Annotated in this window: 13 protein-coding genes; all 13 read left to right on the plus strand. The window is 68.0% G+C overall.

Annotated elements, in window-relative coordinates; all coding sequences use genetic code 11:
* Window positions 1-366 precede the first annotated feature (366 nt).
* The 13 genes from ACF1B9_RS25085 (at window position 367) to ACF1B9_RS25145 (ending at window position 14285) form a co-directional block, all read left to right on the plus strand.
* Window positions 367-1035 carry a hypothetical protein gene (locus tag ACF1B9_RS25085; protein WP_391744199.1) on the plus strand — a complete coding sequence of 223 codons (669 nt, stop codon included), beginning with the start codon at window positions 367-369 and terminating at the stop codon, window positions 1033-1035.
* A 333-nt stretch (window positions 1036-1368) separates the two neighbouring features.
* Window positions 1369-2850, plus strand: a complete 1482-nt coding sequence (locus ACF1B9_RS25090) for a DUF6801 domain-containing protein (RefSeq protein WP_391744197.1) — start codon at window positions 1369-1371, stop codon at window positions 2848-2850.
* A 708-nt stretch (window positions 2851-3558) separates the two neighbouring features.
* Complete coding sequence (locus tag ACF1B9_RS25095) at window positions 3559-4554, plus strand: ABC transporter ATP-binding protein (protein ID WP_391744196.1); 996 nt, start codon at window positions 3559-3561, stop codon at window positions 4552-4554.
* Window positions 4551-5411 carry an MlaE family ABC transporter permease gene (locus ACF1B9_RS25100; RefSeq protein ID WP_391744195.1) on the plus strand — a complete coding sequence of 287 codons (861 nt, stop codon included), beginning with the start codon at window positions 4551-4553 and terminating at the stop codon, window positions 5409-5411. Before ACF1B9_RS25095 ends, ACF1B9_RS25100 begins: the two co-directional genes overlap by 4 nt.
* 3 nt (window positions 5412-5414) lie before the next feature.
* Window positions 5415-6218, plus strand: coding sequence for an MlaE family ABC transporter permease (locus ACF1B9_RS25105; RefSeq protein WP_376274672.1), 804 nt, complete (start codon window positions 5415-5417; stop codon window positions 6216-6218).
* Window positions 6218-7531, plus strand: coding sequence for an MCE family protein (locus ACF1B9_RS25110; RefSeq protein WP_391744193.1), 1314 nt, complete (start codon window positions 6218-6220; stop codon window positions 7529-7531). The genes ACF1B9_RS25105 and ACF1B9_RS25110 overlap by 1 nt, the downstream gene beginning before the upstream one ends.
* The gene (locus tag ACF1B9_RS25115; RefSeq protein ID WP_391744192.1) at window positions 7528-8559 is read left to right on the plus strand and encodes an MCE family protein; all 1032 of its coding nucleotides are present in this window, start codon (window positions 7528-7530) and stop codon (window positions 8557-8559) included. Before ACF1B9_RS25110 ends, ACF1B9_RS25115 begins: the two co-directional genes overlap by 4 nt.
* Window positions 8556-9575, plus strand: a complete 1020-nt coding sequence (locus ACF1B9_RS25120; protein ID WP_391744190.1) for an MCE family protein — start codon at window positions 8556-8558, stop codon at window positions 9573-9575. The genes ACF1B9_RS25115 and ACF1B9_RS25120 overlap by 4 nt, the downstream gene beginning before the upstream one ends.
* A gap of 1 nt (window position 9576) precedes the next feature.
* Window positions 9577-10698, plus strand: coding sequence for an MCE family protein (locus ACF1B9_RS25125; protein WP_391744188.1), 1122 nt, complete (start codon window positions 9577-9579; stop codon window positions 10696-10698).
* Window positions 10695-11837, plus strand: a complete 1143-nt coding sequence (locus ACF1B9_RS25130; RefSeq protein ID WP_391744186.1) for an MCE family protein — start codon at window positions 10695-10697, stop codon at window positions 11835-11837. The genes ACF1B9_RS25125 and ACF1B9_RS25130 overlap by 4 nt, the downstream gene beginning before the upstream one ends.
* The gene (locus ACF1B9_RS25135; RefSeq protein WP_391744184.1) at window positions 11837-13099 is read left to right on the plus strand and encodes an MCE family protein; all 1263 of its coding nucleotides are present in this window, start codon (window positions 11837-11839) and stop codon (window positions 13097-13099) included. Before ACF1B9_RS25130 ends, ACF1B9_RS25135 begins: the two co-directional genes overlap by 1 nt.
* Window positions 13096-13617 (plus strand): hypothetical protein, encoded by a 522-nt coding sequence (locus ACF1B9_RS25140; RefSeq protein WP_391744182.1) that lies wholly within the window; start codon window positions 13096-13098, stop codon window positions 13615-13617. The genes ACF1B9_RS25135 and ACF1B9_RS25140 overlap by 4 nt, the downstream gene beginning before the upstream one ends.
* 23 nt (window positions 13618-13640) lie before the next feature.
* On the plus strand, window positions 13641-14285 hold the full coding sequence (locus ACF1B9_RS25145) for a hypothetical protein (RefSeq protein WP_391744180.1): 645 nt from the start codon (window positions 13641-13643) through the stop codon (window positions 14283-14285).
* Window positions 14286-14322 lie beyond the last annotated feature (37 nt).

Consider the following 14322-nt stretch of genomic DNA (forward strand, 5'->3'; position numbering starts at 1 on the left):
GTACGGACGACACGGAATCCGCCGCCCTGCGACCGCACTTCGGTTCCGTGCGCCTGAATTCACCCTTCGAGTATTGCCGGGCGCCGCAGAATTCGGAAAGCAGATGAATGGAAGCGCGGGCTCTTCTCGATTCCGAATCGAGGTAGTAGCGTACGTTCGGCGGTCTCCCATACGCCACAAGGATCAGCACCACGCCCGGATCGCATCGCGTGAATTCCGCGCTCGAAAGATTCACGGGCCCAGTTGCAACCCGCCCCGTACGTCGGCGGGAGTACTTCCCCGAAAGAAATCCGCTGTTGGATCGTGACGGTCGTTTCGTCCGAGTCCAACTCATTCCCCAACGGGACAGGAAAAGGGAGAAGTTCCATGCGTAAGAAGACGAGAATCCTGACCGCAGTCGGTGCCGCGGCCGCCGCGGTGGCCCTCGCCACCCCGTCGGCGTTCGCCGGTCCGACCGCCCCGTGGACCATTACGCCGACCGGCAACTTCAACGGGACCGCCAGTGTCACGGTGCTGACGGACAACAACGGCAACAAGATCCAGTGCGCCACGTCCGCCGCGGCGGGGAACGCCCCGACGTCCCCGGTCAGCGGCAGCCCGGCCAAGCTGGCGAACATCACGTCCATCTCGTTCAACTCGCCCTGCACCGGACCGTTCAGCTCCACCTGGACCGTCACCACCAAGGTCACGCCCCCGTGGGAGATCTGGGGCAACACCTACGCGGCGGGCGCCGGCACCAACTCCACCGGCCAGACCACCGGTCAGATCAAGGTGATCAACGCGACGGTGAGCGGCAGCAGCGTTCTCGGACCCTGCACCTTCGACGTGACCGGCAGCGTCGCCGCGAAGTACAACAACCCGAGCGCGGGCGGCTCCAACGGCACCCTCGACACCTCGGGCGGCGGCCTCACGCTGACCATCGTCAACAAGGTCGGCGGCGGCTGCGGAATCGTCGGCACCACGGCGAGCTTCGCGGGTCTGTACACGATCAAGAGCACGGCCACCGGCACGCCCTCGCCGGTCATCGTCGGCTGACGATCTCCTGGTGGGACCGGAGAACGTGTACGGGTGCCCAGTCACACTCCTTGTGACTGGGCACCCGTGCGACGCATGACATCCGGCCCCGGCCCCCGATGTCCTTTCGCGCAGGAGGCGACAATTCCACGGCGCCGCTTTGTCATCGAATGACAAGAATCCTCTGCTGTCGCTCGAATCGAAACCCGACTCTTCCCAGCCGCGACCGGTGTGCGTAGCGTACCCATCGGTAGGGACCGATTTCGGCTGTTCGAAGGCCCGCTACCCATCAGTGGACCCACATCCGCAACCATGTGGCATTCATGTCCACGCATGCTGGAAGGACTCATGCGCATGACCGTCGACGCACGCGTCTCAGCACGGCGACCGCTCCACTTTGCCGTGGGTGGGGCACTCGTCGTCGCCACCGCATTCATTCCGGGTGCTGAATCGATGGCGGCCGACCAGAATTCCGAGATCACGCTCGCCTACGCATGCGAATTCCCCTCGGGTGCCGTGGGAATCGATGTCACCGTTTCTGCCTCGCTGCCCGCGTCGGTGGGAACGGGTGAGGCGGTTCGGCCGGACCATGTCTCGGTCGTGGTGAAACTGCCTCAGGCGGCCCTCGAACAGTTCACCGGCCAGGAGGCGACGAGTCTGTCGGCCGACGCGCAGCTCACCGTGCGGCACCGCAGCGGTGACCGGTCGGCCGATGCCGCCTGGGCGAATCTCGACGCGCCGCCGGTGCCGATCACCGCCGAGGGCGGACTGGAGCTGACCGCGACCGGCGACGTGCCCACGGCGACATTCGGCTCCCCGGGGAAGGCCACCCTCTCGCCCGCCGGTCTCGCCCTGGCGCTCGCTCCCCGCAAGGCCGACAACTCCCCGACGTCGCCTCCGAGTCTCCAGGTCGTCTGCGAGCCCGCACCGGACCAGGACACCACGCTCGCGACCGTGCTCGTCGAGGGTTCCCGCTCCGGTTCCACCCCCGAGCCCGAGGTGAGCACCCCGAAGCCGGCCACGACGGGCACCGGGCCGGGAGCCGGATTCTCCTCGGACACCCGTAAGAGGATCAAGGCCCTCACCGACAGGACGCTGGACGGCGAGGACGACCCGGGCGGCAGCTGTCCCATCGTGATCCCGCCCGAATGGGTCATGACGACGGCGGACACCTATGTGGCGGGCTATGCCAACGCCGTCAAGATGGACGGTGCCGTGGCCCTGGGGCCCGCGCACATGAAGGTGACGCTGAACAAGGTCTACATCAACGACTCGTGCGCCTCCACGGTCGATGTGACATCCGAGGCGGAATTCGAGTACCAGGGCCGACGACAGCTGCCGCCGGCCAGATCCACCTTTCTGACGTACGGGTTCATGCCCACCACGGCCATCGTGGAACTGGAGCAGGTGGGCCCGCCGGCCGTCGTGCAGACGCACACGGTCACCAACACGCCCGAGTACCCGGAGAGCACGACGGTCACCACACAACTCTCCATGCGGATACACGACGTCAAGGTGAACGGCGTACCGCTGGACGTGGGCGACAACTGCCGGACGGCCGAGCCCTTCGAGCAGGTCCTCAAGGCATGGGGCCAGAGCTATCCGCGCTCCGGCTATCTCGTCGCCTACGGCGGGACCCTGTCCGGCTACGCGCACATACCGCCGTTCAAGGGCTGCGGGGTGGAGGAGAACCTGGACGCGGTCTTCACCTCCGCGATCTCCAGCGCGGGGAAGGCGGCCGACAACTACACGAAGATGACGCAGGCCGCGCTGTGCGTGGCGACGAACCCGGACGGCCCCGACTGCCCGCCGAAGATCCCCACCCCCGAACGGTGAGCGGCACCTGAGGCGTTTCGCGTCGGCACATGGGCTCTTCCGGTCCCACGGGACCGGAAGAGCCCATGTGCTTGTGGCATCCGCGACCCCGTGGCCGAGCCGGCGCAGGCCATTTGGAAGGGTGGTCCGCGGCCGGGGCGACCGGGAGCCTGTCCCTGCTTCACCGTCGGCGGAATTCCTCACTTTCCGACAGGTTTATCGCGGCAGTTACTCACCTGGAAACAAGGAATCGGGTTCGTGCGACCGACGCGAAGAAAGTTCCGTGTCCAGTATTGCGAAGTCAGGTTACCGAGCCGTAGCGTCCCACCTGAGCAGGTCGGAAACGCGTTTGCACCTGGTTGTTCGATGCACCCGGAGTCCTGGTCGCGCCCTTTTGCGGCCCGCGATTCCCACCGGGCGGCCCGTCGCCCGAACCCTCGGTTCCGGGGTGGTGCGCCCCTCGTCGGGATCGCGGTCCGGGCGCCGGTCCGCGCACAGGAGTGCTTGCGCAGTTTTCGACAAGGTCGGGCGACTGTTTTGTCAACGAGTGACAAGTGATCCACTCCCAGCACATGCTTCGTCGTTTTCCGCTGTTCAACGGCTTGTCCTGGCGGTTTCGACGGACATACCGTGCGCCTCCTGGTGCATGGGTGACGAGCCGCCATTGGATTTCTCAGAGCCGGAGCGCTGACAGATGACTTCGTTCACCACAACTTCGAAGGAGGGCCGATGGGAATCGAAGTAGTCGTCGAGGGCCTCACGAAGTCCTTCGGCAAGCAGAACATCTGGCAGGACGTCACCCTCACACTGCCCGCCGGCGAGGTGAGCGTCATGCTCGGTCCTTCCGGCACCGGAAAGACCGTGTTCCTGAAATCCATCATCGGTCTGCTGAAGCCCGAGCAGGGGCGCGTCCTCATCAACGGCGTGGACATGGTGAGCAGTCCCGAGCGCGACATCATGGAGACCCGGAAACTCTTCGGGCTCATGTTCCAGGACGGCGCACTCTTCGGCTCGATGTCGCTCTTCGACAACATCGCCTTCCCGCTGCGCGAGCACACCCGCAAGAAGGAATCAGAAATCCGCCGGATCGTCATGGAACGGATCGACATCGTCGGTCTGCTCGGTGCCGAGGAAAAACTCCCCGGCGAGATATCCGGCGGTATGCGCAAACGCGCCGGGCTGGCCCGAGCGCTCGTCCTGGACCCGCAGATCATTCTCTGCGACGAACCCGACTCCGGGCTGGACCCGGTCCGCACCGCCTATATCTCCCAGCTGCTCATCGATCTCAATGCGCAGATCGACGCGACGATGCTCATCGTCACCCACAATCTCGACATCGCGGCCACCGTCCCGGACAACATGGGCATGCTCTTCTGCCGCAATCTCGTCACCTTCGGGCCGCGCGAGGTGCTGCTCACCAGCGATGTGCCGGTCGTCTCGCAGTTCCTCGCAGGACGCCGCGAGGGCCCCATAGGGATGGCCGAGGAGAAGGACGCCGCGACGCTCGCCGCCGAAGAGGTGAACGGCTACGGCGTCGGCATCAGTTCCGCCAACGGCCCGCGCACCGTCGTACCGCAGCTGGAGCCGTCGCCCGGCATGCCCGTGCGGCAGGCCGCCCTGCGCCGCCGGGAACGGGTCCTGTCGATGATGGGCCAGCTGCCCGAGGCCGCTCGCACGGCCATCATGAACAGCTACGCCCCGGCCGCGGGCGGTGGACGCCCATGACGGCGCCCATGCCGGTGAGACCCCCCGAGCCGCCCGGGGCCGACACGGCCGGCGCGGCCGGGCCGAAGACACCGGAGCGGCGGTCTCCGGCACGGCTGCTCGCGCCGCTGCGCGAGACCGGGAAGCTGTTCTCCCTCGCCGGGACCGTGAGCCGGGAGATCTTCCGCAGGCCCTTCCAGGTACGGGAGCTCATCGAACAGTTCTGGTTCGTCGCCAGCGTCACCATCCTGCCCGCCGCGCTCGTCTCCATCCCGTTCGGCGCGGTCATCGCCCTCCAGGTCGGCTCGCTGACCCAGCAGCTCGGCGCCCAGTCGTTCACCGGCGGCGCCAGCGTCCTCGCCGTCATCCAGCAGGCCAGCCCGATCATCGTGGCACTGCTGATCTCCGGTGCGGCGGGCTCGGCCATCTGCGCGGACCTCGGTTCGCGGAAGATCCGCGAGGAACTCGACGCGATGGAGGTCATGGGCGTCTCGCCCGTCCAGCGGCTCGTCGTTCCGCGCGTCCTGGCCACGATGCTGGTGGCCGTCCTGCTCAACGGCCTGGTCTCCGTCGTCGGGACGCTCGGCGGCTACTTCTTCAACGTGATGCTGCAGCACGGCACCCCCGGGGCCTATCTCGCCAGCTTCTCCGCCCTCGCCCAGCTCCCCGACCTGTACATCAGCGAGGTCAAGGCGCTGATCTTCGGCTTCATCGCGGGCATCGTCGCCGCCTACCGCGGGCTCAACCCGCGCGGCGGCCCCAAGGGTGTCGGTGACGCGGTCAACCAGTCCGTCGTCATCACCTTCATGCTGCTGTTCTTCGTGAACATGGTTCTCACGGCGATCTACCTCCAGATCGTCCCCGCGAAGGGGAGCTGACCGATGTCGATGCTCAGCCGGCTCGACCGCTCGGGCGAGCAACTCATCTTCTACGTAAGGGCATTGATCTGGATCCCGCGGACGCTGCGCCGCTATCTGCGTGAGGTCCAGCGGCTGCTGGCCGAGGTGGCCTTCGGCAGCGGCGGTCTCGGCGTCGTCGGCGGAACCATCGGTGTGATGATCGCGATGACCCTCGCCACCGGCACGGTCGTCGGCCTCCAGGGGTACGCGGCCCTCAACCAGATCGGCACCTCCGCCTTCACGGGCTTCATCTCCGCCTACTTCAACACCCGCGAGATCGCACCCCTCGTGGCCGGACTCGCGCTCTCCGCGACCGTCGGCGCCGGTTTCACCGCCCAGCTCGGCGCGATGCGGATCAACGAGGAGGTCGACGCGCTGGAGGCGATGGGCGTGCGGTCCATGCCCTACCTCGTCACCACCCGGATCATCGCCGGCGTCGTCGCGATCATCCCGCTGTACGCGATCGGGCTGCTCTCCTCGTATCTCGCGTCCCGCTACGTCACCGTCCTGTTCAACGGACAGTCCGCGGGCACCTACGACCACTACTTCAATCTCTTCCTCTCCCCGGACGATGTGCTGCTTTCGGTGCTCAAGGTGCTGATATTCAGCGTGATGGTGATCCTCGCCCATTGCTACTACGGCTTCCACGCCACGGGCGGGCCCGCAGGGGTGGGCGTGGCGGTCGGCCGGTCGGTGCGCAACGCCATCGTGCTGATCAGCCTCACCGACTTCTTCCTCTCCCTCGCCATCTGGGGCGCCACGACGACGGTGAAGGTGGCCGGCTGATGAACGCTCACCGCACGCAGGCCGTCCGCCGCAGACTCGCCGGAGTCGCCTTCCTCCTCGTACCCGCCGTGCTCGTGTGGGTGTCGGTCTCGGTGTACAGGAAGGACTTCACCCATGACGCCACCGTGACCGTACGCACCGGGAGCGTCGGCAACGAGATGCACGACAACGCGGAGGTGAAGCTCCGCGGCGTCGTCGTCGGACAGGTCCGCGCCATCTCGGCCGACGGGGACGGGGCCCGGCTCACCCTCGCCATCGAACCCGACAAGCTCGACCGCATCCCGGCCGACGTGACCGCCCAGATGCTGCCCACCACCCTCTTCGGGGAACGGTTCGTGGCACTCGTACCGCCCGCGGTGCCGTCCGCACAGACACTGCGGGCCGGGGCCGTCATCCCGCAGGACCGCTCCAGCAACGCCATCGAGCTGGAGGAAGTCCTGGACAACGTCCTGCCGCTGCTGACCGCGGTGAAGCCGGAGAAGCTCGCCGCCACCCTGGGCGCGGTCTCCCAGGCGCTCGAAGGGCGTGGCCAGAAGCTCGGCGACACACTGCGCACCCTCGACGCCCACCTGGCCAGGTTCAACCCCCAACTCCCCACGCTCAACGCCGACATCAAGCAACTCGTCAAGGTGAGCAAGGTGTACGGGGACGCCGCTCCCGATGTTCTCGACGCACTCACCGACTTCACCACCACCAGCGGCACGATCGCCGAACAACAAGCGGAACTGGCCGACCTGTACGGGGCCACCACCGCCTCCGCGCAGGACCTCACCTCCTTCCTGCGGGAGAACAAGGACAACCTGATCCGGCTCTCCGCCACGAGCAGGCCGACACTGGAACTGCTCGCGCGGTACTCCGACGAATTCCCCTGCACCCTGCGGACCATGGCCGGCTTCGTCCCGGCCATGGACAAGGCCCTCGGCAAGGGCACCGACCGGCCCGGACTCCACGTCACCGTCAAGAGCGTGAAGTCCAAGGGCACGTACGTGCCCGGCCGGGACACCCCGGTCTACGACGCGACCGGCGGACCGCACTGCTACTCCGTGCCGTACGTGGGCCGGACCGTTCCGACCGCCGACGCCCGTACGACCGGAGTGGTCGAACCGGCCGCCGGCCGGCGCGGCGGCGAACCCGCCGTCACCGCACCCTCGGACCGGGACACCGCCCTCGGCATGCCCAACTCCCCGCAGGAGAGCCGACTCGTCAACGAACTGGTCGCTCCCTCACTGAAAGTCCAGCCGCAGACCCTGCCCGACTGGAGCAGCGTGCTCATCGGTCCGGCCTTCCGCGGTGCGGAGGTGAAGCTCAAGTGAAGCGCCGCTCTCTCGCCAGGCCGCTCGCGAAATCGATCGTCTTCATTCTGGTGACCGTGCTGGCCACCACCGTCCTGGCGCTGTCCATCGCCAACACGGGGGTCGGCGACACCACCACGTACAAGGCCAGGTTCACCGACGTCACCGGTCTGATCGTCGGTGACAGCGTGCGGATCGCCGGGGTCAAGGTCGGGCAGGTCGAGTCCATCGAGGTGGCCGACAAACGGCTGGCCGAGGTCGGCTTCGCCGTCCGCAAGGGACGCAGGCTCCCCGCCTCGGTGACCGCCTCGATCAAGTACCTCAACATGGTCGGTCAGCGGTACGTCGACCTCGACCAGGGCGCGGGACCGGTCGGCCGCAGCTTCGCGGCCGGAGCGACCATTCCGCTCTCCCGCACGACCCCGGCGCTCGATCTCACCCAGCTCTTCAACGGCTTCCAGCCGCTCTTCGAAGGACTCTCCCCGCCGGATGTCAACCAGCTCGCGGGCTCCATCGTCCAGGTGCTCCAGGGCGAGGGCGGCACCGTCGACAGCATCCTCCAGCACGTGGGCTCGCTGACCGGAACGGTCGCCGCCAAGGACAAGGTGATCGGCGAGGTGATCAAGAACCTCAACACGGTCCTGAAGACCGTCAACGACCGCGAGGCAGGCTTCGACGACCTCGTCGACACTCTGCAGAAACTCGTCACCGGATTCTCCGGCGACCGCAAACCGCTCGGTCAGGCGGTGACCGCGATGGGGGCGCTCACCACCGTCACCGCGGACCTCCTCGACGACGGCCGCAAGCCGCTCAAGGATGACATCAAGCAACTCGGCCGTCTGTCCGACCAGTTGGACAAGGGAACACCGCAGATCGAGAACTTCCTGCGGAAGACCCCGGCCAAGATGGAAGCGATCGGCCGCCTCGCCTCGTACGGCTCGTGGCTCAACCTCTACCTCTGCGAGGCCAGGGTCAGCGGTGTGACGACCTCGGACGGCAGCGCACCGCCCACCGGCATCGTGGTCACGAAACCGAGGTGCCGGGCATGAGGATCAAACCCGTACGGGAACGCAACCCCGTCGCCGTGGCCGTCGTCGGACTGATCGTCCTCGCCCTCGTCGGCCTGGCCGCCTACCGCGCCGACTCGCTGCCCTTCATCGGCGGCGGAACCACCTACCACGCCGACTTCACCGAGTCCGCCGGACTCAGCGAGGGCGACGAGGTACGGGTCGCCGGAGTGAAGGTCGGCGAGGTCACCGGAGTCTCGCTCGACGGCGCCAAGGTGAAGGTCGGCTTCAGGGTGAAGGACGTCTGGATCGGCAACTCCTCGACCGTGGGCATCGCCATCAAGACGCTGCTGGGCGAGAAGTATCTCGCCGTCGACCCGCTGGGCGACGCCCCGCAGGACCCGCACGAGCGCATCACCGTGAGCCGCACCACCTCCCCGTACGACGTCACCCAGGCGTTCAACGGACTCGGCGAGACCATCGGGGAGATCGACACCCAGCAGCTCGCCAAGAGCTTCGAGACGATCTCCGCCACCTTCAAGGACTCTCCGCCGGACGTGAAGAGCGCCGCCGACGGGCTGTCCGCCCTGTCGAAGACGGTCTCCGAACGGGACGCCCAGCTCGCCGCTCTCCTCAAGGGCAGCAAGCAGCTCACCAAGACGCTCGCCGACAAGAAGAGCAGCTTCGAAACCCTGCTGGAGGACGGCAATCTGCTGCTCGGCGAGATCCAGGCGCGCCGCGACTCCATCCATCTGCTGCTCACCGGCACCCGGAATCTGGGAACCCAGCTCACCGGCCTCGTCGAGGACAACAACAAGCAGCTGGGGCCCACTCTGGCCTCGCTCGGCCGGGTCACGGCGGTGCTGGTGAAGAACCGCAAGAGCCTCGACAAGGTGCTGTCGCTCGCCGGTTCGTACAACCGCCTCGTCGGCAACACCCTCGGCAGCGGACGGTGGTTCGACAACTACGTCTGCGGGGTCGTCCCGAAGAACTACCTGCCCGCCGGCACACCCGCAGGACCCGAATGCAAGCCACCCAAGCAGCAAGGCGGCCGATGAGATGAGAATGACGCGCATCGTCGGCATCGGCGCCGGACTCGTCGTGGTGGCCGTCGCGGCCACCACCGGGGTGAGGGCCATGGACGACGAAGGAACGACGACCATCACCGCCTACTTCGACCAGGCCACCGGTGTGTACGCCGGATCGGACCTGCGGATCCTCGGCGTCAAGGTCGGCAGGGTCGAGGCGGTCACACCGCGCGGCGAAGAGGTCAGGGTCACCCTGCGGGTCGACAAGGGCGTCAAGGTTCCCAAGGGCGCTCACGCCGTGGTCGTCGCCCCCAGCCTCGTCGCCGACCGCTACGTCCAGCTCGCTCCCGCGTACAACGGGGGACCGCTGATCGCGGACCACGCCGTGCTCCCCGCCGCGAACAACGCCACGCCGGTGGAGGTCGACCAGCTGTACGACTCCATCACGAAGCTGTCCAAGGCCCTCGGCCCCGAGGGGGCCAACGCCGACGGAGCGCTCTCCGGACTTCTGGACACCGGTGCCAAGAACCTCGACGGCAACGGAAAGGCCATCGGGAACTCCATCGAGCAGTTCGGCAAGGCGACCAAGACCCTCGACCGGAGCAGCGGAAACCTCTTCGACACGCTGTCCTACCTGCAGACCTTCACCACCGTGCTGAAGGAGAACGACGGCGATGTGCGCGCCGCCGAACAGCAGCTCAACTCGGTCACCGGATTCCTCGCCGACGACAAGGAGAACCTCAGCGCCGCCCTGAAGGAGCTGGGCACCGCCCTGGGCCAGGTCAAGACCTTCATCCAGAAGAACCGCGGCGCCCTGAAGGCGAACGTGGACGCCCTGGTGCCGCTCACCCAGACCCTGGTGGACCAGCGTGCCTCGCTCGCCGAGTCGATGGACACACTGCCTCTCGCCGCGGCCAACGTCGTCAACGCCTACGACCCGGTGAACCGCACCCTCAACGGCCGCACGAACCTCAATGAGCTCTCCATGGGCGGACCGCTCACCGAGGGCCCGGCCACCGGACTCGCGGGCCTCGCACCGGTGGACGCCACACGGCAGAAGGCGCTGCCCGCCCTGCCGCTGCCGACCGTCGGCACCGTCTACGGAACCCCGGCCAAGACCACCACGGACAAGAAGAAGGGGGCGAACCGATGAGCCCGGCCCTGCGCAGACCCGGACCCCGCACGACCGGCGTCGTCGCGGTGCTGGCCGTGGGGGTCGGCCTCGCCCTGGTCGTCACCGGCGCCGGCCTGCCGGCGTTCACCGGCATCGACCAGCTGCCGCTGCCCGGTGGCGCCGACCTCGGTGACCATCCCTACGAGATCACCGCGGAATTCGCGGATGTGCTCAGCCTCTCCCCGCAGTCCTCGGTCAAGGTCAACGACGTCGCCGTCGGCCGCGTCACCAAGATCTCGCTGGGCTCGGACAGCTGGAACGCCAAGGTCACCATGCGGGTCAACGGCAAGGTCGAACTGCCCCGGAACGCCTACGCACATCTCGAACAGTCCAGCCTCCTGGGCGAGAAGTACATCCAGCTCTCGCCGCCCGCGACCGGTACCGCCCGCGGCCGGCTCACCGACGGAGACCGGATCCCGCTGACCCGGACCAACCGCAACCCCGAGGTCGAAGAGGTCTTCGGCGCCCTGTCGATGCTCCTCAACGGCGGTGGCATCAACCAGCTCAAGACCATCACCACCGAACTCAACAAGGCACTCGCCGGACAGGAACCCCAGGTCCGCTCCATGCTGAACCGGGTCGACACCCTCGTCACGAACCTGGACGGTCACAAGCAGGACATCACCGACGCACTCGACAGCGTCAACCGGCTGGCCGCCACCCTCGCCACCCGCAAACAGGACGTCGGCACGGTCCTCACCGGGCTCAGCCCCGGCCTGAAGGTCCTGGAGAAGCAGCGCGGTTCGCTCCTCACCATGCTGCGCTCGCTCGACACCCTCTCGACCGTCGCCGTCGACACGATCAACAAGAGCAAGGCCGACATGATCGCCGACCTCAAGGCCATCGCCCCCAGCCTCAAGGCGCTCGCCGACTCCGGCAGGGACCTGCCGGATTCCCTCCAGGTGCTGCTCACCTACCCGTTCACGGACGAGGTGCTGCGCGGCGTGAAGGGCGACTACCTCAATGTCTACCTGGATGTGACGGCCATGCCCGGCACCCAGGTCATCCCCGCACTGGACCCGGACGCCACCCCGGCACCCACGAACGCGAAATCCGGCTCGGCGCTGCCGCTGCCGCTGCCCTCGGTCGCCCCGTCGGGCACGAAGGGGACCAACTGATGATCACCCTCGCCATCCGGTTGAAGAACATCGCCTTCCTGATCATCGCGGTGCTCGTCCTCGGCTGTCTCGGGGTGCGCTACGCCGACCTCGGCCGCTACATCGGCATGCGGGGCTACTACACCGTCACGGTGCAACTCCCACGGACCGGCGGGCTGTACACCCACTCCAACGTCACCTACCGAGGCGTGTCGGTGGGCCGGGTCGGGCCGATCGAGCTCACCGACGACGGGGTCGAGGCCGAACTGCGCATCGAGAACGACGCCCCGCCCATCCCGGACAGCCTCAAAGCCGTCGTCGCCAACCTCTCCGCGGTCGGCGAGCAGTACGTGGATCTGCGGCCCACCCGCACCGAGGGCCCGTACCTCGCGAACGGCTCGGTGATCGACCAGGCCGACACCACCGTCCCGGCCCCCGTCACCAACGTCCTCACCAGCGTCAACGACCTGGCGGGCTCCGTCGATCCGGAATCCCTGCGCATCGTCGTCGACGAGTTCGGTACGGCGTTCGAGGGGCGCGGCGACGACCTCCAGGTGCTGCTGGACACCGGGAGCGACTTCGTGCAGGCGGCCGACGACGCGCTGCCCGTCAACACCCGGCTGATGGCCGACGGCGAGACCGTGCTGCGCACCCAGGCCGAACAGGGCGACGCGCTCAAGGGCTTCGCCTCGGGCGCCGAGCAACTGGCCGCCGAACTCAAGGGATCCGACAACGACCTGCGCAGGCTGATCGCGGTCGCCCCCGACGCCACCGGCCAGATCAGTGGACTGCTGCGGGACCTGGACCCGAGCTTCGGCGTCGTCGTCGCCAATCTCCTCACCACCTCCGACGTCGCCGTCACCCGGCAGCGCGGACTGGAGGAACTCCTGGTGAAACTGCCCGCGGTGGCAGCGGCGGGATCGAGCGCGGTGGACGGGAACGGCGCCCGGTTCGGCATGTCGGTCACCTTCTTCGAACCGCTGCCCTGCACCGCCGGATACGGCTCCACGCTCTACCGGAGCGGCCTCGACACCTCGGCCGGCCCACCGTTCAACAGCAAGGCCCGCTGCACCTCGTCGCCCGGTACCGGGATCAACGTCCGAGGCAGCGCCAACGCGCCGAAGGGCGGCGCCGTGCCCGCGCCCGCCAAGCCCGGCTCGATGCTCCTCGGGCACGGCTCGGCGGACCGGCTGCCCGGAGCGCTCGGCGTCGCCGGAAACACCTCGACCACCGACGGCGGCATGGCCGGTCTGCTCGGACTCGGAGCGGGAGGCGGCGCATGACGTCCCGTACGAAGAGCCTGAGCGTCTGGGCGGCGCTGGTCGCCGCCGCGCTGGTCTGCGCCCTCGGCGGCTGGTCCTACGCCGACGCGCGCGGTGACGAGGACCTGGCGTACGCGAAGGCGCGCGATGCCGCGCTGACCGACGGAAAGCACCGCCTCGCCCGGCTGAACAGCCTGGACGGCAAGAGTGCCAAGAGCGTCGAGGCGGGCCTCGGCGCTTGGCTCGACTCCTCGACCGGGCCACTGCACGACCAGTTGAGGCGCACCCGCGCGAAGGACGCGGGCGAACTGACGAAGTCCGGATCCACGGCACGCGGCAAGGTCACCGACGCGGCGCTCACCGCGCTCGACGAGCGGACCGGCACGGCGGAGCTGATCGCCACCGTCGACGTCGAGGTCACCCCGCGCACCGGCAGGGGCGGCACCGAGCGCAAACGCTTCGGGGCCACGCTCGAACGGACCCCGGACGGCTGGAAGGTCAAGGCGCTCACCGCCATACCGGTCGGGGGCGGCGCATGAGACAGCGCGGAGGGACGGCGGTCGTGAGCACGCACGTGGAGGCGCAGAACTCCGAGGACGTCAAGAAGGTCGACGAGGCCGAGTCCGTCGATGGATCCGACGGATCTGACGGATCCGACGGACTCGAAAGGGCCTCGGACGAGGACGGCACGGAACCGCCCGGGACGGGCAGCCGTTGGCCGCGCGTCGTGGCCGCGGCACTGGTCGTCGTGCTCCTCGCGGTCGGAGGCACACTCTTCGCCGAGGGCAGGCAGTTGAGGGACACTCCGGCCACCTCGAACCGCGCGCTGACCGACAGCGGGGCCACCACCCGGGTCGCCGGCGACGTCAGCAACGCGCTCGGCAAGGTCTTCTCGTACAGCCCGCAGGCCACCGCCGTCACCAAGGAGTCGGCGAAGCAACTCCTGGCAGGCAAGGCGCTCCAGCAGTACGCGACCCTCTTCGGCCAGGTCGAGAAGCAGGCCGCCGACCAGAAGCTGACGCTCACCACCCATGTCGTACGCGCCGGAGTGACCCGGCTGACGGGCGACAGCGCTCATCTGCTGGTCTTCCTCGACCAGGTCTACGAACGCGAGGGCAAGCCGGCCACCACGGCGGCGGCACAGCTCTCCGTCACGGCCCGGTTGAGGGACGGCCACTGGACCGTCGTCGAGATCACCTCCAGATAGCAGAGCCCACACGCGCGAATCGGCACGGATCGGCCGG

Source organism: Streptomyces sp. NPDC014727, assembly GCF_043083485.1.
GTDB lineage: Bacteria > Actinomycetota > Actinomycetes > Streptomycetales > Streptomycetaceae > Streptomyces.